The sequence below is a fragment of the Pseudomonas glycinis genome (assembly GCF_054871425.1).
The window spans coordinates 282,549-304,792 of sequence record NZ_JBTYHF010000004.1; the positions used below are offsets into that span (position 1 = coordinate 282,549).

Sequence of the window (22,244 nt, forward strand, 5' to 3'; positions counted from 1 at the left end):
GGTGCGACGGTTCGTCGCCACATCGCGTAAATACGGGGTGTTCGCCGAGAATTGCGTTGCGCACTTTGATCGCGGCGACGCGCCCGGTAAGATGCCGGACAGAATTTTTCCACCTCGCTATTCAGGACAAACCCGCCATGAGCATCAAATCGGACAAGTGGATTCGCCGCATGGCGCAGGAACACGGCATGATCGAACCGTTCGTCGAGCGCCAGATGCGCGGCAGCGACGACAGCCGGGTGATTTCCTACGGCGTGTCGAGCTACGGCTACGACGTGCGTTGCACCAACCACTTCAAGGTGTTCACCAACATCAACTCGGCCATTGTCGACCCGAAGAACTTCGACGCCGGCAGCTTCGTCGACATCCACAGCGACGTCTGCATCATTCCGCCGAACTCCTTCGCCCTGGCCAGCACCGTCGAGTACTTCCGCATTCCGCGCAACGTGCTGACCATCTGCCTGGGTAAAAGCACCTACGCGCGCTGCGGCATCATCGTCAACGTCACTCCGCTCGAGCCTGAGTGGGAAGGTCATGTGACGCTGGAGTTCTCGAACACCACCAATCTGCCGGCGAAAATCTACGCCAACGAAGGTGTGGCGCAGATGCTCTTCCTCGAATCCGATGAAGAATGTGAAGTTTCCTACAAGGATCGTGGCGGCAAATATCAGGGCCAGCGTGGCGTAACCTTGCCGCGTACCTGATCGACCATCCGACGGATGTCGGGAATTCTTTGGCGGGCAGACACTCTATGGGGTGTACTGCCCGTTTTTGTTACACACAGATTCGGGCCTTCACTGAGGAGTGCCCTATGAAGATCGACCCGCGAATCAGCGCTGAACTGGCAAGGCTTGAGCCCAATCAGATAGGCGTTCTGGCCTGGTCGTTACTGGCGAATCCGTCTTTGAGCCTGTCCGGCGGCGTACCCGGCCAGCCCGATCCCGATACTCCCAACGAACAACCGACCGAACCAGGCGAACCGACGCTGCCGGACGAGCCGCCTCCGGCGCCTGTTGCCTGATCCACTGTCATGAATATGGCCCGTCAGTCTGATCGATTTGCGATCTAGCTGACGGGCCATATTTCGTTGTCGCCGATCACGAAGACCTTGCAACTGTCGTCGCGCTCGACCTGATAGCCGCCAGTAAACGCACCGAATGCCGGCATCAGGCTGATGCGCTCACCGAGTCTGAAACAAGCCAGACGCAGACTCTGCCGACCTTTGCCATGCAGCCGATAGACCGGGTGCACGTGGCCGGCGAGCACGTGCCGTTCCGGATGCGCATCGGGCTCATGCTGCAAGGCAAACGGCCCGAGTAACAGCGGCTCTGGCACTACGCGGATATTCAGCGAGGCCGGCGGGTCGCCCGCGCGTTTGTCGTGGTTGCCGCGAATCAGCGTCATCGGCAGGTCAGCGTGGCGCGCTCGCCACTCTGCCAGCGCATTCAATGTGGTCGGGACATGTGAGCCAGGCCCATGCAGGAAATCACCGAGAAAAATCAACTGGCGACACGGCAACCGCGCCAGCAACGCGTCGATTACCTCGATGTTGCTCGCCGTCGTGCCATGCGGCACCGGCTGGCCGAGGCTGCGATAGGCCGCCGCTTTACCGAAATGCACATCGGCGATCAGCAATGCTTCCTGCGCTGGCCAATACAGCGCTTTCTCCGGCAGCAACCACAACTCCTCACCGGCCAAACGCACCGGGTACGCACTCACGACGATTTTCCGTTATCAGCGGTTTTTTCCAGGTCACCGACCATTCTTCTGATCCTGTCAGCCAGCTTTTCCGAACTCATGCTCTCGCGCATCCGCTCCACCAGCAGCGGAAAGCCCAGCGGTGTAGGACGTTTAACTTGATGCATGTCGAGTTTCATCCGATTGATGCGCTCCAATGTCTGCTCTAAACGACGAATATCCAGTTCCTCGCGTAGGACTTCTTCCCCTGCCTGGGCCAAGAGCAGATTGTCGGCGTCGTATTGTTTGAAAACCTGGAAAAACAACCCACTCGACGCCTGCACCTGGCGGGTGCTTTTCGGTGCGCCCGGATACCCGGCGAACACCAGCCCGGCGATTCGCGCGATTTCGCGGAAGCGGCGCAACGCCAGTTCACCGGCATTGAGGCTGGCCAGCACGTCCAGCAACAGGTCATCGGCATTGAACAGTCGCGCGTCGAGATGCGTGGCCCAATCCACCGGCGTGGCGCTGAGCAGTTCCAGGCCGTAATCATTCACGGCAATCGAGAAGGTCAGCGGTTGCCGCTGACTGACGCGCCACGCCAGCAGGCTCGCCAGTCCCAGATGCACTTGGCGCCCGGCGAACGGATAGAGGAAAAGATGCCAGCCTTCGCGGGATTTCAGTACCTCGGCCAGCAGATTTTCCGTGGTGGGCAAGCCGGACCAGCGTATCTGCGTCTCCAGCAGCGGCCGCAGCGCGTGCATTTCCGGGCCGTTGAACTGACCTTGAGCAGCGGCGCTGAAGCGCGTCACCACTGCTTCGGCCAGTTCGTTGGATAACGGCATGCGCCCGCCATTCCAGCGCGGCACGGCGGCTTTTTTTGCGGTGCTGCGTTTGACGTAGGCGGTCATGTTTTCCACCCGCACCAGTTCCAGCAGGCGCCCGGCGAAGAGGAAACCATCGCCGGGTTTCAGCCGGGCGATAAAGCCTTCCTCGACGCTGCCCAGCTGTTTGCCGCCGCCGCCCTTGCTCCAGAATTTCAGGTTGATGCTCGCGTCGCTGACGATGGTGCCGATGCTCATGCGATGGCGCCGCGCCAGGCGCGCATCCGGCACGCGCCAGACGCCGTGTTCGTCCGGCTCGACCCGGCGGTAATCCGGATACGCTGTAAGAGACATCCCGCCATGGCGTACGAACGCCAGCGCCCAGGCCCAGTCTGCCGCTGTCAGGTCACGATAAGCCCAGGCACCACGGACTTCTGCGTACAAGTCTTCAGGAATAAAGCCACCGCCAAGGGCCATGCTGACCAAATGCTGGACCAGCACATCCAGCGGCTTGTGCGGTGACAGACGCGGCTCGATGCGCCGCTGTTCGACGGCATCGCGTGCGGCGACCGCTTCGATCAACTCCAGGCTGTGGGTCGGCACCAGCGTCACCCGCGAGGTGCGCCCCGGTGCGTGACCGGAACGTCCGGCACGTTGCATCAACCGCGCAACGCCTTTGGCCGAGCCGATCTGCAATACACGCTCGACCGGGAGGAAATCCACACCCAAGTCCAGGCTCGAAGTGCAGACCACCGCTTTCAACTGGCCATTCTTTAATGCCTGCTCGACCCAATCGCGGGTATCGCGGGACAGTGAGCTGTGGTGCAGCGCGATCAACCCGGCCCAGTCCGGCCGCGCTTCCAGCAGCGCCTGATACCAGATCTCCGATTGTGCGCGGGTGTTGGTGAACACCAGGCTGCTGGCGCAGGCGTCGAGTTCGGCCACCACCTGCGGCAGCATCTTCAGACCAATGTGGCCGGCCCAGGGAAAACGCTCGATGGCCGGTGGCAGCAGGGTGTCGACTTGCAGGGTTTTTTCGCTTTTGCCTTGAACACTGACGCCGCCGCCCTGTGGGATCAGCACTTGCTCCGCGTGGGATTGATTACCGAGGGTGGCGGACACGCCCCAAACGATCAGTTCCGGCTGCCAATGCCGCAGGCGAGCGAGGGCCAGTTGCAGTTGCACGCCGCGTTTGTTGCCGAGCAACTCGTGCCATTCATCGACGACGATCATGCGCAGGGTCGACAACGCCGTGCGCGCATCGGCGCGGGCGAGCAACAGAGTCAGGCTTTCCGGGGTGGTAATCAGCGTCGTCGGCAAGCGCCGGCCCTGACGAGCGCGTTCGCTGCTGCTGGTGTCGCCGGTGCGCAGGCCGATGCTCCACGGAATCTGCAATTCATCCACCGGGATTTGCAGCGCGCGGGCGGTATCGGCGGCGAGGGCGCGCATCGGCGTGATCCACAGCACCGTCAACGGCTCGGCCGGCGGTTTGCGTTTGCGCGGTGTAGCCACGGGCGGTTGCAGGCGGGCGAAGCGGTTGAGCGCAGCAAACCATACCGCATAAGTTTTGCCGGCGCCGGTGCTGGCGTGGAGCAATCCGGACTCGCCGTTTTTCACCGCCGCCCACACCTGTTTCTGAAAGGCGAACGGCTTCCAGTCGCGGGCGCTGAACCAGGTTTTTGCAAAGTCGGGGGATTTCGCCATGCCGGCTGCGTGCGCTCTGGAGGTGTTGTTTCAGAGACAGCGAAGCGGGGGGACAAGTTTAACTTTGTCGGTCGGTGGATTCCCCCTGTGGGAGCGAGCCTGCTCGCGAATGCGATGTCTCATTCAACATTGATGTTGATTGATAAACCGCTTTCGCGAGCAGGCTCGCTCCCACACAGGGCGGGGGCCAACCTTACTTAAGATTGCCGCTGAGGAACTGCTTCAGCCGTTCGCTTTTGGGATTGCCCAGCACGTCTTCCGGCGCGCCTTCTTCTTCCACCAGACCCTGATGCAGAAACAGCACCTGATTCGACACCTTCCGCGCAAAACTCATTTCATGGGTGACCATGATCATCGTCCGGCCTTCCTCGGCCAGGCCCTGAATTACTTTCAGCACTTCGCCGACCAGTTCCGGGTCGAGTGCCGAGGTCGGTTCGTCGAACAGCATCACTTCCGGTTCCATCGCCAGTGCCCGGGCGATCGCCACGCGCTGTTGCTGGCCGCCGGACAGAAACGCCGGGTATTGATCGGCGACCCGCGCTGGCAGGCCGACCTTGTCCAGATACCGCCGGGCGCGATCCTCGGCTTCCTGTTTGCTGCAACCGAGCACCCGGCGCGGGGCCATGGTGATGTTTTCCAGCACGGTCATGTGGCTCCACAGGTTGAAATGCTGGAACACCATCGCCAGCCGCGTGCGCAGGCGTTGCAGTTCATCGGCGTCGGCGACGTGCATGCCGTGCCGGTCGGTGACCATGCGGATCGCCTGGCCATCGAGGCTCATGGCGCCGTCATTCGGTTGCTCGAGGAAATTGATGCAGCGCAAAAAGGTGCTTTTGCCCGAGCCGCTGGCGCCGATCAGGCTGATCACGTCGCCGGTTTTGGCCTTGAGCGAAACGCCTTTGAGCACCTGATGATCGCCATAGCTTTTGTGCAGGCCTTCAACGGTCAGTTTGTACATGGACGAGCATCCTCAAGGCGAAAGTAGGTAGCCGCTGCGATAGGCTTCGGCGCCCGCGACGTGGGCGATGACCATGCCGGCAGTGGCCATGCGCCGCAGCGAGCGCGCATACAGCAGGCCGGCGGCGGTGCAATGAATGGGGGTGACCTTGTCGTGGACCGGGTCGATGATTTCGGCGATCTGCTGGCCGGCTTCCAGGTATTGGCCGGGTGTGGCGCAGTACACCAGCAGGCCGCCGACTGGCGTGGTCACCGGTTCGACCCCGGCCAGCGGCGTGGGAGGGTACGGCAGTGGCGGTTGCGGCTTGGTCTCGCCGACGATGGCATCGAACTGGATCAGATAATCGATCAGCGCCTGACAATCGCGGCTGGCCAGCGGGTGGTTGACGTCGCCCTGGCCGCGCAATTCGACGGTCACCGAGAAGCTGCCCAGCGGAATCTCGAAGTGCTCGCCGAAGCGCTCGCGCAGTTGCCACCAGAGCAGGGTGAAGCACTCGTCGAATGACTGCCCGCCGGAATCGGTAGCAAGCAGGCTAGCCTGCGCTTCCATGTAGCGCGCCAAGGGCTCGACCTGTGGCCACGCCTCGGGCGTGGTGTACAGGTGCACCACCGATTCGAAGTCGCAATGCAAGTCCAGCACCATGTCGGCATCGCAGGCCAGGCGTTGCAGGGTCAGACGCTGGGATTGCAGTTGTGTGGCCGGCGTCTGGCGGGCGAGGGCGTCGCGCAGGCTGGCACGGATCAGTTCGAGGTTGTGCTGCGCATCGTCGTCCAACTGGCCTTCGATGGCGTTGCCGATTTCTTCGCTGAGGTCGACGAACCAGCGATTGAAGTTCTGCCCACTCTCCAGGTCGTAACGGCCCAGCGGCACGTCCATCAGCACTTGTTCGAGGCCGACCGGGTTGGCCACCGGCACGAGGACGATTTCGCTGCGCAGGCGGCCGGCGGCTTCCAGCTCGGCCAGACGCTGTTTCAGGTGCCAGGCGACCAGCATGCCGGGCAGTTCGTCGGCATGCAGCGAGGCCTGAATGTACACCTTGCCCTTGGCCTGCTGTGGGCCGAAGTGGAAACTGTGAATCTGCCGTGCGGTCCCCGGCAGCGGGGCCAGCAAGTCATGAATCTGGTGGCGCATTGTTATCTCTTTATTGTCAAACCGATGCTAGTGAGTCGGCCCGAGGAAGGCCAGCCAGCGGCGTTCGGCAAGGCGGAACAGACCGACCAGCCCAAAAGTAATGGTCAGGTAGATCAGCGCGGCGATGCCGAACGACTGGAAGGTCAGGAAGGTCGCCGAGTTGGCATCCCGCGCGACTTTCAGGATATCGGGAATGGTCGCGGTGAACGCCACGGTGGTCGAATGGAGCATCAGGATCACTTCGTTGCTGTAGTAAGGCAACGAACGGCGTAAGGCCGACGGCATGATCACGTAGGCGTACAGCTTCCAGCCGGTCAGGCCATAAGCCTTGGCCGCTTCGACTTCGCCGTGGTTCATGCTGCGAATCGCCCCGGCAAAAATCTCCGTGGTGTACGCGCAGGTATTGAGCGCGAAAGCGAGGATCGTGCAGTTCATCGCGTCGCGAAAGAAACTGTCGAGGATCGGCTGTTCGCGCACGGCGGCGAGGCTGTAGATGCCGGTGTAGCAGATCAGCAACTGGATATACAGCGGCGTGCCACGGAACAGGTAGGTGTAGAACTGCACCGGCCAGCGAACGTAGAAGTGCGGCGAGACGCGGGCGATCGACAATGGGATCGAGACGATGAAGCCGATGCAGATCGAGGCGGTCAGCAGCCACATCGTCATCGCCAGCCCGGTGATGTTCTGGCCGTCGGTATAAAGGAAGGCTTTCCAGTATTCCTGCAGGAGTTCGATCATCGTACGGCCTCCCGGGCACCGGCGGCGTAGCGGCGTTCGAGCCAGCGCAGGATGAAGTTCGAAGCACTGGTGATCAGCAGATAGATCAAGGCGGCAAGGACCAGAAAGTAGAACAGTTGATAGGTGCTTTTACCGGCGTCCTGCGCTGCCTTGACCAGATCGGCCAGACCGATGATCGACACCAGCGCGGTGGCCTTGAGCATGACCATCCAGTTGTTGCCGATGCCTGGAAGGGCAAAACGCATCATTTGCGGAAACACCACGAAGCGAAAGCGCTGGCCACGTTTGAGGCCGTACGCGGTGGCGGCTTCGACCTGACCACGCGGCACCGCGAGGATGGCGCCACGGAAGGTCTCGGTGAAATACGCGCCATAAATGAAGCCCAGCGTCAGCACGCCGGCGCTGAACGGGTCGATTTCGATGTATTCCCATTCCATGTAGTCGGTCAGTGACGTCAGCCAGGTTTGCAGGCTGTAGAAGATCAACAGCATCAGCACCAGGTCCGGCACGCCGCGAATCAGCGTGGTGTAGAGCTGCGCGGGCAGGCGCACCAGTTTGACTTTCGACAGTTTGGCACTGGCGCCGAGCAGGCCGAGCAACACGGCCACCAGCAGCGACATCGCCGATAATTTGATGGTCATCCAGGTGCCTTGCAGCAGCAACGGGCCGAAGCCCTGCAGACTGAACGAGGCCAGCCCCAGATTTTGCAGGAGGGTTTCAAACATAAATCAGCAACCTGAGCGGATGGAAAAGGCGCCCATCGGGGATGGGCGCCGGGGCATTATTTGCCGCTGTACAGATTCAGGTCGCCAAAGTGTTTCTTTTGAATCTCGGCGTATTTGCCGTCGTCGTGTAACGCTTTGATACCTTTATCCAAAAGTGCTTTCAGCTCAGTGTTACCTTTCTTGATACCGACAGCGGTTTTGGCTGGCAGCAATTCGCTGTCGACCGGTTGGCTGATTTCATAATCAGCGCCTTTTGGCGACTTCAGAAAGCCCAGTTCGGCTTGCAGCATGTCCTGGATACCGGCGTCGAGACGGCCGGAGGTCAGGTCGGAGTACACCTGATCCTGGTTCTGATAGGCCTGGGTTTTCACACCGGCTTTGTCCAGCACGGCTTTGGCATAGGCTTCCTGAATGGTGCCTTGCTCATAGCCAACGGTTTTGCCTTTGAGCGAAGCGACATCGGCGGTGATGCCGGAGCCTTTCTTGAACACGTAAGCGGTCGGGCCGGAAAACAGTTCGCTGGAGAAGTCGATGACCTTCTCGCGCGCCGGAGTCACGGTCATCGACGAGATCACGCCGTCGAACTTGTTGGCCTTGAGGCCCGGAATCATGCCGTCGAAATCGCTTTCGACCCATTTGCACTTGACCTTCAGTTCGGCGCAGATCGCGTTGCCCAGATCGATATCGAACCCGACCAGGCTGCCATCGGCCGCTTTCGACTCGAACGGTGCGTACGAAGGGTCAACGCCAAAGCGCAGCTCTTTGTATTCCTTGGCCAGCGCGGAGCCGGCGGCCATGCACAACGCCAGTGCAGAAAGGGTCAGCAATGCTTTTTTCATTATTCAATCCCTAAGAACCAATATGAGCGCTTGTGGCGCAGAATTATTGTTACTGCAACGCTTACGACCTGTAGAAAGTAGCAATTTCCGAACCAGAGTGCCGAACAGGTGTTTTAAAAGGTCGAGTGCAGAGAGGCAAGGGTAGTTGAATGCCCGGAAACGGGCATAGCTGTTTGCATGCACTGTTTCGGTTCAAGCGCGTGGCTGAGAGCAGGTAAAACTGTGGCAAGGGATTTGTCCCTGATGACTGATCGTTCCCACGCTCCTGCGTGGGAATGCATCAACGGACGCTCCGCGTTCGGCTCTGGGGGGACGCAGAGCGTCCCGGGCTGCATTCCCACGCAGAGCGTGGGAACGATCAGTGAAAAGGGGTTAGGCCAACAGATCCTGAAGGGTAGCGAGGCTGTCGGCTTCTTCGACGGTCTTGTCCTTGCGCCAGCGCAGCATGCGCGGGAAACGCACGGCGATGCCGCTCTTGTGTCGGCGCGACAGGGCGATGCCTTCGAAGCCGAGCTCGAACACCAGGCTCGGTTTCACGCTGCTGACCGGGCCGAATTTTTCCACCGTAGTCTTGCGCACGATGCTGTCGACCTGGCGCATCTCTTCATCGGTCAGCCCCGAATACGCCTTGGCGAACGGCACCAGCGAGCGTTGGCTGGATTCCGGCGGGCCGTCCCACACGGCGAAGGTGTAATCGCTGTACAGACTGGCGCGGCGGCCATGCCCGCGCTGGGCATAAATCAACACGGCATCGACGCTGAACGGGTCGACCTTCCACTTCCACCACACGCCCATGTCCTTGGTCCGGCCGACGCCATACAACGAATCGCGCGCCTTGAGCATCATGCCTTCGACGCCGAGTTTGCGCGACGCTTCGCGCTGGCGGCCGAGGTCGAGCCAGTCTTCGCCGGTCAGTACCGGGGAGGGCAGCAACACCGGGCTGTTGCAGCGCGCGATGACTTCCTCGAGTTGCGCCCGCCGCTTGACCTGCGGCTGGTTGCGCCAGTCTTCGCCCTGCCACTCCAGCAGGTCGTAGGCCAGCACCACCACCGGCACTTCTTCGAGAATCTTCTTGTCGAGGGTCTTGCGACCGATGCGTTGTTGCAGCAGCGCGAACGGTTGCACGGCCGGCGGCTCATCGGATTGCGGATCGAAGGCATCTTCAGTAGTCGGATGGGTGCTCTTCCACACGACGATTTCGCCGTCGATCACCGTGCCGTCAGGCAAGCCGTGGACCAGCACATCGAATTCAGGGAAGCGCTCGGTCACCAGTTCCTCGCCGCGCGACCACACCCACAGCTTGCCGTCGCGCTTGACCACTTGCGCGCGGATACCGTCCCACTTCCATTCCACCTGCCAGTCGCTGGCGGGGCCGAGGAGGGCTTCGAATTCCTCGACCGGTTGCGACAACGCGTGGGCAAGAAAGAACGGGTAGGGCTGGCCGCCGCGCTGGGCATGTTCGTCGGCGGACTCCGGGGCGATGAGTTTCAAATAACTCGCGGCGTTGGGCCGGTTCGACAGATCGGTGTACCCGACCAGGCGCTGTGCCACGCGTTTGCTGTCGAGCCCGGCCATTGAGGCGAGGGCGCGGGTGACCAGCAACTTCGACACGCCAACGCGGAAACTGCCGGTGATCAACTTGATGCACAGCATCAGGCTCGGCCGGTCCAGTTGTGCCCACAACATTGGCAATTGGCGCGCCAGGTACTCCGGCGTTTCTCCGCGCAGTGGCAACAGCTTGTCTTCGATCCATTCGGCAAGACCGGCCTCGGAGCTGTGGGAATTTTCTGGCAGCACCAGAGAAATGGTCTCGGCCAGATCGCCGACGGCTTGGTAGCTTTCTTCGAACAGCCATGGCTCCAGTCCCGACACTGCGACCGCCAGCTCACGGAGGATGCGCACCGGTACCAGTTGTCGCGGCCGCCCGCCGGAGAGGAAATACACCGCCCATGCGGCATCTTCCGGCGCGGCCTGCGCGAAGTACGCCTGCATCGCCGCCAGCTTGGCGTTGCTCGACGTGGTGGCGTCGAGTTCGGCATATAACTCGGCGAAGGCTTTCATGGCGATGTCTCGGCAACGGTGGGTTCGGTGGCGATGTTGTCGTCTTCGTCATCGCCGTATTCGGTGGTGAAGCCTTGTGCATCGAGGCCCTGTTCCCGCAGATGGCGCACGAGCACGCCGATCGAGCCGTGGGTGACCATCACCCGTTCCGCGCCGGTCTGGTTGATCGCCCACAGCAGGCCGGGCCAGTCGGCGTGATCGGAAAGGACGAAACCGCGATCGACGCCGCGCCGCCGCCGGGTCCCGCGCAGGCGCATCCAGCCGCTGGCAAAGGCATCGCTGAACTCGCCAAAACGACGCATCCAGGTACTGCCGCCTGCTGACGGCGGAGCAATGACCAGCGCCTGGCGCATGATCGGATCGCTTTTTTTCACGTCGCCCGCATAGACCGTCGGCGGCAGGTACACGCCGGCATCGCGGTAGACGCGGTTCAGCGGTTCGACCGCGCCATGGCTGAGGATCGGCCCGAGGGTTTCGTCGATGCCGTGGAGAATCCGCTGCGCCTTGCCGAAGGAGTAGCAGAACAGCACGCTGGCCTTGCCGGCGGCGATATTGGCCGCCCACCACTGATTGATCTCGGCGAAGATCTGCGCCTGCGGCTGCCAGCGATAGATCGGCAGGCCGAAGGTCGATTCGGTGATGAAGGTGTGGCAGCGCACCGGTTCGAATGGGGTGCAGGTGCCATCCGGCTCGACCTTGTAATCCCCCGATGCGACCCAGACTTCGCCGCCGTATTCAAGGCGCACTTGCGCTGAACCGAGGACATGCCCGGCGGGGTGAAAACTCAAGGTCACGCCGTGGTGGGTCAGGCGCTGGCCGTAGTCGAGTGTTTGCAACTGGATGTCCTGACCCAGACGCGCGCGCAGAATCCCGGCGCTGGCGCTGCTCGACAGGTAGTGCTGATTACCGGTGCGCGCGTGATCGCCATGGGCATGGGTGATCACCGAACGCTCGACCGGCCGCCACGGATCGATATAGAAATCCCCGGCGGGGCAGTAGAGACCTTCAGGTCGGGCAATAACAAGATCCATGTCGTGACCGGAATGGGGGGCTTGTTAGCTATGAGGCGGGCGTAAGGCTGGAAGTTCGATCGGCTTTAAAGCGCTACCCTCACCCCAGCCCTCTCCCAGAGGGAGAGGGGGCCGACCGAGGTATCTGGTGAGGTACATCGACCTGGGGGACCGAGTTGAATATGGATCCGGCACAGCCTTGAGCCTGATCCAATGTTGGATTCACTGTCTCTCTTTCAGGTCGGCGCAAGACCCAAGCATCCCCCAATCAGTCCCCTCTCCCTCCGGGAGAGGGCTAGGGTGAGGGGCTGTTGATCTTTGCTCTATTTCCCGGGCGTCAGGGTCAAACGGGTCTTGCCATACACCCGATCAAAGTTCTGCGGCTGCATCGGCAGGCCGATGTACTGACCTTTCAGCCACGCATCGATCCCGTTCAGGTAGTTCGGACTCAGTGGATTGCCCGACTGCCCCGTACCGTTCTGCGCCATCAGTGGCTCGCTCTGGCCGAAGTCGACGATAAAGCGCATCGACGGCGCGCGCGTGGTGACGAAGTCCTGGCCCCAGGCAAACGCCGAGCTGTTCAGCGTGGTGTGATCGCCTCCAGCCGCCAGCGGCCCGCGCACAGTCTGACCGTTGCTGTTTTTCCACGCATAGCTATGCAATTTGCCCCACTGCCAGGCGCGATGATCGCCGCCCAGCTGGCTGTCTCCCGCTGTAATCGCTGCAGCGAGACTGCGGGCGAGAATCACCGCTTTGTCTTCCTTCTGCGGCGTGCGCAGGTCATCCCAGAACGGACTGTCCTCACGTCCCAAGAGATGATCGGCCTGCGCCGCGTAGGACAGATCGCCATTGGCGACAAAGGCCTTCCACGCCGGGCTCGATTCAGGACCCAGTTCATCGAGGAAGATCTGCTTCATGCTTTCCTGCAGAAACAGTTCATAAATCGCCGCATCCGCCGAGGTCGGGCTGAGCTTGCCGTCGAACGCCATCAAGCGCGTGAAGGCTTCGCGCGCCTTGCTGCGTTCGGCTTCCGGCAGGGCGTCGATCGCCTGTTTCAGCGGTTGCTTCATGCCCGGCGCTTCAAAGACTTTTTTCAGCTTGGCGGCGAAGGTGGTGGTCTGGTCGTACTGCATGGCGATCACGCTGCGGCTGTCGTGCTTGCCGCTGCCAGCCATTTCCGCCAAGCGTTCGCCGCGCTCCGGTGCCGCCCAGGATTTCGACAACTGCATGCCGTAGCCGTCGGGGATGACGCGCTGGTTGGCGGTGCCGAGCCAGCCTTGTGCCGGGTCCTGATCGTAGGGGTGCAGCATCGGGTCGGCGTAACCGTCCCAGTCGTAGCGACCGTCCCAGCCCGGCGAGGGCAGCAGACCTTCGCCTTCGCGACGGTTGGGGAAGCGCCCGGTGACTTGCCAGCCGATATTGCTCGCATCGGCAAAGACCAGATTCAGGGTGATGGCGCGGATTTCGCGGCTGGCGTCCGAGGCGCGCTCGACGTTCTGCGCGCGGGTCAGGTCGAAGAAGGCATCCAGAGTTTTGTCGTCAGTGAAGCTTGGCGTCTGCAGGGCGAGGCCGAAACCGCTGCCCTGCGCCGCTGCCTGGGCACTGTTGAGCAGCGCGCCGTGGCGGGTTTCGTAAACGGCTTCGCGAATCGGTCGCTGGCCTTTGACGAAGTAGGTTTCGTTGCGCACACCCAGCGGCTGCCATTTGCCGTTGACTTCATAAGTGAGGCTGCTGCCCTGACGGCGGATTTTTTCGAGGAACAGATCCTGGTTATCGCCGAGCACGCTGGTCATGCTCCACGCCACTTTGCCGTTGAAGCCGCCGAGCACCATCGGCAGACCGGCAACCGTGACGCCGGCCGCCTGATATTTCGGCGCACGTATCTGCACGAAACTCCACAACGACGGCGCGGCCAGTGGCCCGTGCGCATCGCTGGCCAGCAGGCTTTTGCCGCTGCGGCTGCGTTGCGGGGCAATCGCCCAATTGTTCGCAGTCGGCGTGGCGAGCAGGTTCAGCGCCGACAGTTGCTGGCTGGCGCTGCTCAGTTCCGTCAGCCCCGGAATCTGCCCGTTGAGCTTGAGGCCTTGCAGTTTGTCGGCTTCAGCCACTGGCAGGTTTTCATCAGGCGCCGACGGGCTCAGCCAGGCGAGTTTGTCAGTGGTCACGGTTTGCGCGAGCACCAGCGACTGGATTTCCTCCGGCAGGTTGGCCGACTGGCTGAAATTCAGCAGGGCAAAAATCAGCGCCGAATCTTCCGGTTTCCAGTATTCGGGCTTGTAACCGCTGGCGGCGAGGTCGCCCGGCAATTTGTCGGCGTAGCGGAACAGGTAGGCGTTGACGCCCCGTGCATACACCTCGAAGAAGCGCTTGAGCCGTGGCGACGAGGCCTTGTACAGCTCGCCGGCGCTCTTCTTCAGATTGACCGCGCGCATGTAGCGGTCGGCATCGAGCATCGACGCGCCGGACATTTCCGCCAACCGGCCCTGGGCCAACAGGCGCAGGGTGACCATCTGGTTGATGCGGTCGCTGGCGTGGACGTAACCGAGACTGAACAGCGCGTCATGGAAGCTGTTGCTTTCGATCAGCGGCATGCCCATCGCATTGCGCCGCACCGAAACGTTCTGCGCCAGGCCCTTGAGCGGTTGCACGCCGGAGGTCGGTGGCAGGCTGTCCTGGGCGTTCCAGGTCTGGCAACCGGACAGGCCGAGGACACCGGCCACTGCTGCGGCAACGCCGAACCGGGGAAGAAAATGTGAAAGGGCTGGCGAGGCCATGGCGAAGCTCCTGCGGGGGTATAAGGCTGGGGGCGCAATAAAGCCGCTACGTTAGTGACGGCGCGAGGGCCGCGCAAGCGGGGCGAGTGGTTATTTATGCAGTTGTCGGCTGATCGGTCAGAGGTGTGACAGTTGCTTGTGGGAAAGCGCTGATGTTGAACTACGGAACAAGTCCCGTGCCCTGTCAGGAGAAAGATCGCTATGGAGCTTCAGAGCAACGCTGCGCTGATCATCATCGACCAGCAGAAAGGCATTCTGCATCCGCGTCTGGGGCGGCGGAATAATCCTCAGGCCGAAGAGCGAATGCTTGAGTTATTGGCGCTGTGGCGGCGGTGCGGGCGCCCGGTGATTCACGTGCAGCATTTGTCGCGCTCACCTGACTCGGTGTTCTGGCCCGAGCAGGACGGAGTGGAGTTTCAAGAGCGATTTGTTCCTCGGGACGGGGAATGGCTGGTGCAGAAACAGGTGCCGGATGCGTTTTGTGTCAATGGGCTGGAGGCGCAGTTGCGTGAGGCTGGGATCGGGCAATTGATCATCGTTGGTGTGGCGACCAATAACTCGGTTGAGTCGACGGCGCGCACTGCGGGCAACCTGGGGTTCGACACATGGGTGGCAGAGGATGCATGTTTTACCTTCGACAAGGCCGATTATTTCGGCACACCGCGTACCGCTGAAGAGGTGCACGGGATGTCGCTGGGCAATCTGCATGGGGAGTATGCGACGGTGGTCAGTGCTGCCCTGATTCTGACAGCCAACTGATAGACCTGTGGGAGCTGGCTTGCCAGCGATTGCGGTGAATCAGGCGACATCAATGCAGGGATGTGCCGCCCTATCGCTGGCAAGCCAGCTCCCACAGGGGCTGCGCAGGTTCACAAAAATGTGTTGAGTGCAGATCAACTGTGGGAGCGAGCCTGCTCGCGAAGGCGGCAGGTCAGGCGAAGAAGACCTTCGCCAGTGACATCAAGCGCCGTGGCACTTCTTGAATTTCTTGCCGTTGCCGCATGGACAAGGGTCGTTGCGGCCGACGTCTTTCAGGGCGTTGCGCACCGGTTCCTGGTGGGCGTGGCCGCAGTTCGGGCCGTGGACATGGCCATGGTCGTGATCATGATGGTGGTCATGATCGTGGTTGCAGTCAGGGCCATGGACATGGGGTTGCTGGGTCATCGAGGTCACTCCGGAGTTAGATCGGCGGGGATTATCACGCCATTGCGCTCAAGGTGCACGTAGTGGGCGATGAATAAACCGGTTTCCATTTCCCCCTGCAATCGATAGGGAATCTGCTGGTTCGGATTTTTCAGCAGTTTCACCACGTGTTTGACCTTCGGCCACAGGTTGGTGCGGATCGGCACTTTGAAGTAAGCGCTGCGCTTTGGCCCCACGGTAAACCAGTGTTCGTGCTCGCCCTCGGTGAGCAGCATGTCGGCCAGGTGAATCCGGTATTCGAGGCCGCGCACGGTCAGATCGCTGTCGTTGGGATTGTCGACGCGAAAGTGCAGGATGAATTTCTGCTCAAGCAGCTTGGCCCGCACCACCTCGACTTTCACCAGATGTACGGCAGGCTCGACGCTGTCGTCGCTGAACCACGAGGCACAGCCGCCGAGGTTTACGATCAGCATCAACAGCAGAAAATGTAATGTGCGCCGATGACCGAGCATGAAATTGACTCCCTTTGTGCCCAGTCTAGACCTTAAAAGATTTCAGCCTTCGGCTAATCCCGTGTAGGAGCGGCCGAAGGCTCGGGCCGCGATCGGACGATCTTTTGATCTTCAGCTCAAGCGCCGAAATAACCCGAACAACACTTCTTGAACTTCTGCCCGCTGCCACACGGGCAGCCGTCATTGCGCCCCAGCTTCATCTGCACCGTCGGATCGATGAAGTACCAGCGCCCGCCGTTCTGCACAAACGAGGAGCGCTCGCGATGGCTGTGCTCGCCTTGGCTGTCATGCCAGCGCGCGGTGAAGGTGACAAAGGCGTGTTCCGGCTGGCCGCCGAACACTTCCGAGCTTTCAACCTCAAGGCCGAGCCAAGTGCTTTGCGCACTCCAGTCGCTGATCGATTGTCGATTCAGTCCCGCCTGTTGCGCGGGCAGGGTGGTCGCCACCAGATAATCGACCAGCCCCAGCACATAAGCGCTGTAGCGCGAACGCATCAAGGCTTCGGCACACGGTGCCGGGTGGCCGTCGTGATAAGGGCCGCAGCAGGCATCCAGCAGATTGCCGCTGCCGCAAGGGCAAATGGCTGTACTCATTTGTTCTGGAGCCTTGCTAACAGTTATATGTGTTTTATCTTCCATAAATCAGTCACTTACCTAAATTAACTTTTTTCACTTATTTCAAGCGCGTGTAGCTAATGAGCGATCGCCATCTGCCTCATTGCAGCTCCACGGCAAGCCTCATCGAGCGTTCGTCAGAGGTGAAGGTTAGTCGATGAGGGTCATGCTTTACGGAATCGCCGATGGCATGACATTCAAACTTAATTATCTTTATACGCTTACCACAGCGGTTGCTGACGGATCTAACAGGTCGCCCTTACCACTATCCCTATTTTTGATTTTCGCTTCCACTCAACTCAGGAGCGTTCTCATTCATCGGTTGATAAAGAGGCGACACCTCGACAACTGAGAGTCGCGGGGGTTGCCTATGGAATCAGTGGGCGGAAGCGCGAATTACCTGTTCCTGAAAGCGGCCGTGTCGGTTCCCGGAAGCTGAACCTGTGATGAGAACAAATGGTCGGTTGGTCATTCGTTCGTGCGTATCAGCCAAATCTGCAACCTAGAAATTCGTCTACCGCTCGATGCTCCTGATTTTGCGCCTTCAGACCTGATTGTCGGGAGCAACAACCTGCACTACGACTTTGCCCCTGGCACGTCCTGCTTCGACATACGCCAGGGCACTATCTGTTTCCTCGAATGGAAAGACTTTGTCGATGACTGGGCGTATCACGCCGCTATCGATTAGTTCACCTAGCGTTGACAGTTGCTCGCCACTGCCGCGCATGAACAAGAAGGAGTAGCCGACCTGGTGAATCCATGCTGCCGCGCACTCCAGCCAGCGTTATGAGTTTGTCCAACGTCGTCATAGATATCTCATGGCAAGGTGGCCAGCAGATCACGCTTTAAGCAACTCAATACAAAGCGCGGTTACTAAGTTCGATGGTTTGAGACGATCCGCAAAAAAACGATGCTCACCAACTATAGAGCGAAGCGGTATTTTTTTACGATGGGCTCTTCTTCAACCCAAGGGAAATTAACACATGAGACCCAATTAACTGCTGGTTGCTGCAAGCCGCTTGGACAGGCTGGGCATCCATTTGGTCCGGTTTGCCGTAGCAGTCGTTTTTTTATGGATTGGTGCGCTGAAGTTCGTTCCATATGAAGCTGACAGCATTACTCCGTTTGTCGCTAACAGCCCATTCTTCTCCCTCATATACGCAAATCCAGAGGCCTATCGCGAGCACTTTACCCACGAAGGCCAGCTCGATCTCGCAAAACGAGCATGGCAAGTGGCAAACCATACCTACACGTTTTCCAGCGGGCTGGGCATAGTAGAGCTGAGCATTGGCTTGCTGGTGCTAGCTTATCTCGTCTCCCCGAAGCTTGGTCTCGCAGGAGCTGTCCTCATAATCCTTACGCCAATAGTGACGTTGTCTTTTTTAATCACAACGCCTGAAGCATGGGTCGCAAACCTCGGAGACGCTCAGTTTGGCTTCCCCTATCAACTTGTATCACCTGCCTTGGTTCATCCTTTACATATCGAACTCCAATGAAAATAAGGTTTTTACACAAAGCATACGAAAGTGAGTTGACTGTCAATGATTTTGGCAAAGGTTGACACATAACCCTCTGTGTACAAGTAGGATTGACAGCAGCAAAGCCGTCCCACGCCAATCTAGATGCACGACATTGACCGTACAGATGGCAGGGGAGAACTCTGGTCAAACCATCAAGAGCAAGCAAGGAAAAGCTGCAATGCCTAATTTTTTCAAAAAACAGCTCACCCTCGCACGCGCAAATCGCGCTCAGCCGAAAAAATAATTTCTGTGACTTTGAGGCTATCGATCTGAGCCGAGTGATGAGTGCTGTAACATGCGCCACCTTCCACCTTGTACAAGTAGCCTTCCAACGCCCCCGCACCGCCTTCCGCAACACTTACCTCAATAAGCGGCTCCATCACCCAATTGCCCCTTCCTCTCATGTATCCAGGAGACATTAGATGTGCCTGCGCGAACCATGAGTGGTCATCCAGCTCCGAGAGCATTTGTTGAAAGATCGGTACCGTAGGGATCATCAGCATGCTACCGACAATGTCATCACCATGATCGCGTACTAGCTCCACGTAAAACCATGGGTGGTGCAGCTCCAGCTCAATAAATTGCCAATGACGAATGTAAGGCTCTCCGAAAATGGCGGCAGGGCTCAGTTCGGCATGTCTGTAGGTCTTGAACATCGAAAAACCCTCAAAATATTAACAATAGTTAATGGATGTCTGACGTTCAAGACGGCTTCATCATTCCTTTTGTAGGAATGAAAAAATGGAGCTGAAACAGGCATTTGGTAAAGCAATGAGGCTGCTGAGAAAATCTCGTAGCCTTAGCCAGGAAGATTTCGGCGGCCGAAGTAGCCAAACCTACCTTAGTCAGCTGGAAGCCGGTGGAAAGGGCCCTACCCTCGAAATGGTGCATGGGCTCGCCTCGGTCATGAACGTTCATCCTTTGACGATCTTGACCCAGTGCTACCTTCTTATGGACAAGGAGGCCACGCTGGACTCGATCATTGAGCGTATTCGCGAGGAACTCAGCGTGACCCCATTGGACTGATGCGGACGGGCGCCTGCACCCCGCACACGGGCTGATACCTGCGGTTGGATACAACCAAAGACTGCGTGGATGAGTTGATCCTCGGCCCTATTTTCGAGGAAAAGAGGAGGCAATGAAGGGCCGCCGGGAGGTAAAGACCAGTAAGTGACATGTAAAGACGGAAGCTCGAGAGCTTTTGCGAGGGCTGCGAATGCGCAAGGAAGGCTCCTCGACATAGCAGCACAACCCGACGAAAGGATGGAACCCGTTGGCCGACTGGCCGGTCGAGAGATACGCTTTCACCTTTGAGGTGTGCAAATGAACGATACAAAGATACTAGCGCTTTGCCCCAACTCGCCGCTGGGGTGCTGGAGCATCGCCCACCGATGCCTAGAGGGGCGGTGTGAGCACATCTTGCATCTGGCAACGCGAGTGCTTGGCAGTCGAGCGCTTGCCGGGCAATGGCTATGCAAACCGGCGATCGGGCTAAGATATCAAGTGCCTTGCAACATCTTGATAACTCGAGCGGGTTACCAGCAAGTAGTTACACTTCTAGGACGAATTGAACACGGTGTCTACGTTTAACACCGTTAGGTTCTATGCCATAGGGCCTGTCCACTACTTGTTAGTCATAGGATTAGCTGTGTCGGTCACAGAGTCTATCTCGAAACGTATCAAGCGAATGCCCAAGGGAAGACCCTTTGTTCAGACGGTATTTGAGCAAGCGGGCTCCCGCTCCGCTGTTAACAAAGCTCTCTCTCGGATGGTGCTCAAGGGCACTTTGGAGCGCGTTGTCCGCGGCGTTTACATGCGTCCCAAGTTCAGCCAATACACGGGTAAACGGGTTCGAGCCAACCCGATTTCTGTGTTGGAAGCGGTTGCAAGAGCGAGAAGCGAGACTATCCAGATCCATGGTGTAGAAGCTATTCGCCGACTGGGTCTAAGTGTTCAAGTGCAGGTTTTGCCCACTTTCTACACTAGCGGATCGACACGAGAAATCAGAATTGGTAACGCGGTTGTTCGGCTGCGCCATGCGTCACAGCAACGACTCCAACAAGCTGGAACGCTAATTGGGACGGCCTTGACTGCTTTTCTGTATCTCGGGAAAAAGGGGGTGAATGAGCAGGTCGTGAGGAAGATTACCAACTCGCTCAGCGATGGAGAGCTCAACAAGTTCATGGAATGCAAAATGCCCAAGTGGCTGCGCTCAGCACTCGTCGACTGTGCTGGAAATGCGCGCAAAAAATAGCTGGAATAGGCACGTGAATGGGTGCCTTCCGACCCAAAGCAGTCATTTAGCTCGGCTAACCTATCTGGGTAGTGATTTGGTGATCTCAGCTTGGTGCTTAAATTATTAGATCTAGGTGTGACTTAGTAAACGCTAACCCTGGGTGCGCTATCGATATCTGTAATCACCTTGCAGTAGGGAAAACCCTTAAGAGTTTCCTCATCAAGATTATACTGTTCGCACACTAAGCTAATTCTTCTCATGGGGTTTTTAATTGTACTTACACAATGAACAGTTGAACCTAAAAAATGAACCACGCTATTTGTTTCCGGCGTCAAAGCAACTTGGTTGCTTGCCCCGACATTGAGTATTAAGCGACCACCCTGCATATCCTTAGAAATTTCCGCATAAAAAATGCTAACTAAATTAGGTATTATCCTTATATCCCCAGGTAACAATCTGCAATCAATGTGTGCTTTAACTTTTGATGAGGCATGCAGTACCAGGGGATTAACGTAAAAGGCGTTGCACTCACAAAAAACTACCGTTTTTAGAAAAACCTCTAAAAACGGGAAATGTCTTACGACATCTTCTAGAGCCTCCCTCCTAAATACGATTGAAAAACCCAAGGTGCGAACGAATTCCTGTCCCAAAGGACTTTTTCCTAAATATTTACATTCGCAAACCCCGTCAATAATTTTTTGCAAATCTCTTGAAGTCATGACATCTTTGCTTATGCTGTAAAATCGATTAGACATTTATATCACCTAGGCATCAATCTCGTTGAATTCTGAAGCTGCAAGCAACTCAGACTCAGTTATTATGTTTAACGTTTTTTGGAATTCCTCAAAGGCGGAACAAACATAATCGTGATAGCCCGCAGCACAAGCAGCCTCAATAAAATCCGCACTGTATTTAACATGATGCGCTTCGTCATTGAGGATGCAGCCCAACATTTTGGAGATTTTTAACCTATTCATCTCTGGTGCATGAGCCAATGCTAGCGGTGAAAGTAATCGCCCTAAAACTAGAGCTTTGATTTCATATAGATTTATTAAAATTAAAGAGTTTAGAAGCTCCTCAAAACCTGGAGGTTCAATCAATGCCCCATTGGGGACAGGGAACAGAGGAACAAATGATCTTAATTTTTCTGATAATTCTGCAGACTGAACTTGAGGAAAAACCTCAACCAATATTTTTCCGAAAAGCTTAGAGTGTTTGGCTTCGTCCCTTGCGTGCCTAAGCATACCTTCCGACAATGCTTTATCTGATATTCTTTCGCCGTATTGCCATAAGCGTCCAGCACTATACCCCTCCATATGAGCATCAGAAATTAAGAGTCCGCCAAACCACGAAGCATCCCGTCCTTTTATGCGAAACTCTTCCCCAAACCACTTCATACCATATGGTGGAGGAACAGATGAGCAAGCATTTCGCAATGCTTGCTCATAAAGCGGGCGCTCTTTTCCATCAACACCTTTGAGCGCCGCGATTGTCAGGTTACTTATGAAGTATTTCGCTATATCGCTCATTGGTAGTTTCCTCTATTTTTTTACATCCTTCTCTAAAACTATCTGGATGGTTACATTGTCATCAATGCTCTTAGGTATTGGCGCGTTCTCAATGGTAAAAACGGTCTTTCCAAAAAATTTTGAACTAGGTATTTTGACACTTTGCCCTGAAGCAATAGCCTTCAAGTCATCCGCCGTCAGCTCAAAATCAATTTTTTTCCCTTCCTCTTTATTCGACATGGTGACATCCTCTAGCATTGGATTTATTTA

At 57.9% G+C, this 22,244-nt stretch carries 25 protein-coding genes; 7 read left to right on the forward strand and 18 right to left on the reverse strand.

Annotated features, from left to right (window positions below):
- The first annotated feature begins 137 nt into the window (after positions 1–137).
- Together dcd and ACYSTU_RS11745 are read left to right on the forward strand one after the other, a co-directional pair.
- A complete protein-coding gene (gene dcd, locus ACYSTU_RS11740; RefSeq protein WP_007940589.1) occupies positions 138–704 on the forward strand; it encodes a dCTP deaminase in 567 nt (188 codons plus the stop codon).
- A gap of 107 nt (positions 705–811) precedes the next feature.
- Complete coding sequence (locus ACYSTU_RS11745) at positions 812–1,021, forward strand: hypothetical protein (RefSeq protein WP_016771389.1); 210 nt, start codon at positions 812–814, stop codon at positions 1,019–1,021.
- Positions 1,022–1,065: 44 nt separating this feature from the next.
- Here ACYSTU_RS11745 and pdeM read toward each other — a convergent pair whose 3' ends face one another.
- The 10 genes from pdeM to ACYSTU_RS11795 all read right to left on the reverse strand — a co-directional run bounded on the left by pdeM (position 1,066) and on the right by ACYSTU_RS11795 (position 14,441).
- Complete coding sequence (gene pdeM / locus ACYSTU_RS11750; protein WP_016771388.1) at positions 1,066–1,719, reverse strand: ligase-associated DNA damage response endonuclease PdeM; 654 nt, start codon at positions 1,717–1,719, stop codon at positions 1,066–1,068.
- Positions 1,716–4,205, reverse strand: a complete 2,490-nt coding sequence (locus ACYSTU_RS11755) for a ligase-associated DNA damage response DEXH box helicase (RefSeq protein WP_136492078.1) — start codon at positions 4,203–4,205, stop codon at positions 1,716–1,718. The genes pdeM and ACYSTU_RS11755 overlap by 4 nt, the downstream gene beginning before the upstream one ends.
- A gap of 193 nt (positions 4,206–4,398) precedes the next feature.
- Positions 4,399–5,163, reverse strand: a complete 765-nt coding sequence (locus ACYSTU_RS11760; RefSeq protein WP_041478066.1) for an ABC transporter ATP-binding protein — start codon at positions 5,161–5,163, stop codon at positions 4,399–4,401.
- A 12-nt stretch (positions 5,164–5,175) separates the two neighbouring features.
- Positions 5,176–6,294 (reverse strand): succinylglutamate desuccinylase/aspartoacylase family protein, encoded by a 1,119-nt coding sequence (locus tag ACYSTU_RS11765; RefSeq protein WP_498998587.1) that lies wholly within the window; start codon positions 6,292–6,294, stop codon positions 5,176–5,178.
- Between the two features lie 27 nt (positions 6,295–6,321).
- On the reverse strand, positions 6,322–7,032 hold the full coding sequence (locus ACYSTU_RS11770; RefSeq protein ID WP_498998590.1) for an ABC transporter permease: 711 nt from the start codon (positions 7,030–7,032) through the stop codon (positions 6,322–6,324).
- The gene (locus ACYSTU_RS11775; protein ID WP_016771383.1) at positions 7,029–7,757 is read right to left on the reverse strand and encodes an ABC transporter permease; all 729 of its coding nucleotides are present in this window, start codon (positions 7,755–7,757) and stop codon (positions 7,029–7,031) included. The genes ACYSTU_RS11770 and ACYSTU_RS11775 overlap by 4 nt, the downstream gene beginning before the upstream one ends.
- A 56-nt stretch (positions 7,758–7,813) precedes the next feature.
- The gene (locus ACYSTU_RS11780; RefSeq protein WP_042608231.1) at positions 7,814–8,596 is read right to left on the reverse strand and encodes a transporter substrate-binding domain-containing protein; all 783 of its coding nucleotides are present in this window, start codon (positions 8,594–8,596) and stop codon (positions 7,814–7,816) included.
- Positions 8,597–8,968: 372 nt separating this feature from the next.
- Positions 8,969–10,657, reverse strand: coding sequence for an ATP-dependent DNA ligase (locus tag ACYSTU_RS11785; RefSeq protein ID WP_425645481.1), 1,689 nt, complete (start codon positions 10,655–10,657; stop codon positions 8,969–8,971).
- Positions 10,654–11,688, reverse strand: coding sequence for a ligase-associated DNA damage response exonuclease (locus ACYSTU_RS11790; RefSeq protein WP_125918038.1), 1,035 nt, complete (start codon positions 11,686–11,688; stop codon positions 10,654–10,656). Before ACYSTU_RS11790 ends, ACYSTU_RS11785 begins: the two co-directional genes overlap by 4 nt.
- A 302-nt stretch (positions 11,689–11,990) precedes the next feature.
- Positions 11,991–14,441, reverse strand: a complete 2,451-nt coding sequence (locus ACYSTU_RS11795) for a penicillin acylase family protein (protein WP_498998601.1) — start codon at positions 14,439–14,441, stop codon at positions 11,991–11,993.
- A 201-nt stretch (positions 14,442–14,642) separates the two neighbouring features.
- On the opposite strand from ACYSTU_RS11795, the gene ACYSTU_RS11800 reads away from it, so the two are divergent.
- Entirely contained in the window at positions 14,643–15,200 is a 558-nt protein-coding gene (locus tag ACYSTU_RS11800; protein ID WP_498998603.1) for a cysteine hydrolase family protein, read from the forward strand.
- 201 nt (positions 15,201–15,401) lie between these two features.
- Here ACYSTU_RS11800 and ACYSTU_RS11805 read toward each other — a convergent pair whose 3' ends face one another.
- The 4 genes from ACYSTU_RS11805 to ACYSTU_RS11820 form a co-directional block, all read right to left on the reverse strand.
- Positions 15,402–15,605, reverse strand: a complete 204-nt coding sequence (locus ACYSTU_RS11805) for an SEC-C metal-binding domain-containing protein (RefSeq protein ID WP_003198420.1) — start codon at positions 15,603–15,605, stop codon at positions 15,402–15,404.
- 5 nt (positions 15,606–15,610) lie between these two features.
- Complete coding sequence (locus ACYSTU_RS11810; RefSeq protein WP_122505749.1) at positions 15,611–16,096, reverse strand: LEA/WHy family protein; 486 nt, start codon at positions 16,094–16,096, stop codon at positions 15,611–15,613.
- A 116-nt stretch (positions 16,097–16,212) separates the two neighbouring features.
- A complete protein-coding gene (locus ACYSTU_RS11815) occupies positions 16,213–16,689 on the reverse strand; it encodes a YchJ family protein (protein ID WP_071174594.1) in 477 nt (158 codons plus the stop codon).
- Between the two features lie 565 nt (positions 16,690–17,254).
- A complete protein-coding gene (locus ACYSTU_RS11820; RefSeq protein WP_498999111.1) occupies positions 17,255–17,488 on the reverse strand; it encodes a zinc-binding dehydrogenase in 234 nt (77 codons plus the stop codon).
- Positions 17,489–17,729: 241 nt separating this feature from the next.
- Here ACYSTU_RS11820 and ACYSTU_RS11825 point away from each other — a divergent pair, with 241 nt between their 5' ends.
- Complete coding sequence (locus ACYSTU_RS11825) at positions 17,730–18,206, forward strand: DUF417 family protein (RefSeq protein WP_498998609.1); 477 nt, start codon at positions 17,730–17,732, stop codon at positions 18,204–18,206.
- 227 nt (positions 18,207–18,433) lie between these two features.
- Here ACYSTU_RS11825 and ACYSTU_RS11830 read toward each other — a convergent pair whose 3' ends face one another.
- Positions 18,434–18,886, reverse strand: coding sequence for a hypothetical protein (locus ACYSTU_RS11830; RefSeq protein ID WP_498998613.1), 453 nt, complete (start codon positions 18,884–18,886; stop codon positions 18,434–18,436).
- A gap of 85 nt (positions 18,887–18,971) precedes the next feature.
- Here ACYSTU_RS11830 and ACYSTU_RS11835 point away from each other — a divergent pair, with 85 nt between their 5' ends.
- The 3 genes from ACYSTU_RS11835 to ACYSTU_RS11845 all read left to right on the forward strand — a co-directional run bounded on the left by ACYSTU_RS11835 (position 18,972) and on the right by ACYSTU_RS11845 (position 20,484).
- Positions 18,972–19,256 carry a helix-turn-helix domain-containing protein gene (locus ACYSTU_RS11835; protein ID WP_498998617.1) on the forward strand — a complete coding sequence of 95 codons (285 nt, stop codon included), beginning with the start codon at positions 18,972–18,974 and terminating at the stop codon, positions 19,254–19,256.
- A gap of 297 nt (positions 19,257–19,553) precedes the next feature.
- The gene (locus tag ACYSTU_RS11840) at positions 19,554–19,820 is read left to right on the forward strand and encodes an antitoxin Xre/MbcA/ParS toxin-binding domain-containing protein (RefSeq protein ID WP_498998622.1); all 267 of its coding nucleotides are present in this window, start codon (positions 19,554–19,556) and stop codon (positions 19,818–19,820) included.
- A gap of 58 nt (positions 19,821–19,878) precedes the next feature.
- A complete protein-coding gene (locus ACYSTU_RS11845) occupies positions 19,879–20,484 on the forward strand; it encodes a DUF6088 family protein (protein ID WP_498998626.1) in 606 nt (201 codons plus the stop codon).
- Between the two features lie 122 nt (positions 20,485–20,606).
- Here ACYSTU_RS11845 and ACYSTU_RS11850 read toward each other — a convergent pair whose 3' ends face one another.
- From ACYSTU_RS11850 to ACYSTU_RS11860, 3 genes are read right to left on the reverse strand one after another with little or no spacing between them, the layout of a single operon-like run.
- Entirely contained in the window at positions 20,607–21,221 is a 615-nt protein-coding gene (locus ACYSTU_RS11850) for a hypothetical protein (RefSeq protein ID WP_498998629.1), read from the reverse strand.
- A gap of 9 nt (positions 21,222–21,230) precedes the next feature.
- The gene (locus ACYSTU_RS11855; RefSeq protein WP_498998633.1) at positions 21,231–21,995 is read right to left on the reverse strand and encodes a hypothetical protein; all 765 of its coding nucleotides are present in this window, start codon (positions 21,993–21,995) and stop codon (positions 21,231–21,233) included.
- 12 nt (positions 21,996–22,007) lie between these two features.
- The gene (locus ACYSTU_RS11860; RefSeq protein ID WP_498998637.1) at positions 22,008–22,214 is read right to left on the reverse strand and encodes a hypothetical protein; all 207 of its coding nucleotides are present in this window, start codon (positions 22,212–22,214) and stop codon (positions 22,008–22,010) included.
- Positions 22,215–22,244: the final 30 nt, after the last annotated feature.

Coding starts and splice junctions, on each gene's coding strand:
- ACYSTU_RS11760 (WP_041478066.1), bottom strand. CDS start 5,163: ATGTACAAACTGACCGTTGAAGGCCTGCACAAAAGCTATGGCGATCAT.
- ACYSTU_RS11800 (WP_498998603.1), top strand. CDS start 14,643: ATGGAGCTTCAGAGCAACGCTGCGCTGATCATCATCGACCAGCAGAAA.
- ACYSTU_RS11765 (WP_498998587.1), bottom strand. CDS start 6,294: ATGCGCCACCAGATTCATGACTTGCTGGCCCCGCTGCCGGGGACCGCA.
- ACYSTU_RS11815 (WP_071174594.1), bottom strand. CDS start 16,689: ATGAGTACAGCCATTTGCCCTTGCGGCAGCGGCAATCTGCTGGATGCC.
- ACYSTU_RS11795 (WP_498998601.1), bottom strand. CDS start 14,441: ATGGCCTCGCCAGCCCTTTCACATTTTCTTCCCCGGTTCGGCGTTGCC.
- ACYSTU_RS11745 (WP_016771389.1), top strand. CDS start 812: ATGAAGATCGACCCGCGAATCAGCGCTGAACTGGCAAGGCTTGAGCCC.
- ACYSTU_RS11840 (WP_498998622.1), top strand. CDS start 19,554: ATGAACGATACAAAGATACTAGCGCTTTGCCCCAACTCGCCGCTGGGG.
- ACYSTU_RS11790 (WP_125918038.1), bottom strand. CDS start 11,688: ATGGATCTTGTTATTGCCCGACCTGAAGGTCTCTACTGCCCCGCCGGG.
- ACYSTU_RS11835 (WP_498998617.1), top strand. CDS start 18,972: ATGGAGCTGAAACAGGCATTTGGTAAAGCAATGAGGCTGCTGAGAAAA.
- ACYSTU_RS11770 (WP_498998590.1), bottom strand. CDS start 7,032: ATGATCGAACTCCTGCAGGAATACTGGAAAGCCTTCCTTTATACCGAC.
- ACYSTU_RS11850 (WP_498998629.1), bottom strand. CDS start 21,221: ATGTCTAATCGATTTTACAGCATAAGCAAAGATGTCATGACTTCAAGA.
- ACYSTU_RS11755 (WP_136492078.1), bottom strand. CDS start 4,205: ATGGCGAAATCCCCCGACTTTGCAAAAACCTGGTTCAGCGCCCGCGAC.
- ACYSTU_RS11860 (WP_498998637.1), bottom strand. CDS start 22,214: ATGTCGAATAAAGAGGAAGGGAAAAAAATTGATTTTGAGCTGACGGCG.
- dcd (WP_007940589.1), top strand. CDS start 138: ATGAGCATCAAATCGGACAAGTGGATTCGCCGCATGGCGCAGGAACAC.
- ACYSTU_RS11810 (WP_122505749.1), bottom strand. CDS start 16,096: ATGCTCGGTCATCGGCGCACATTACATTTTCTGCTGTTGATGCTGATC.
- ACYSTU_RS11780 (WP_042608231.1), bottom strand. CDS start 8,596: ATGAAAAAAGCATTGCTGACCCTTTCTGCACTGGCGTTGTGCATGGCC.
- ACYSTU_RS11785 (WP_425645481.1), bottom strand. CDS start 10,657: ATGAAAGCCTTCGCCGAGTTATATGCCGAACTCGACGCCACCACGTCG.
- ACYSTU_RS11830 (WP_498998613.1), bottom strand. CDS start 18,886: ATGTTCAAGACCTACAGACATGCCGAACTGAGCCCTGCCGCCATTTTC.
- ACYSTU_RS11775 (WP_016771383.1), bottom strand. CDS start 7,757: ATGTTTGAAACCCTCCTGCAAAATCTGGGGCTGGCCTCGTTCAGTCTG.
- ACYSTU_RS11855 (WP_498998633.1), bottom strand. CDS start 21,995: ATGAGCGATATAGCGAAATACTTCATAAGTAACCTGACAATCGCGGCG.
- ACYSTU_RS11805 (WP_003198420.1), bottom strand. CDS start 15,605: ATGACCCAGCAACCCCATGTCCATGGCCCTGACTGCAACCACGATCAT.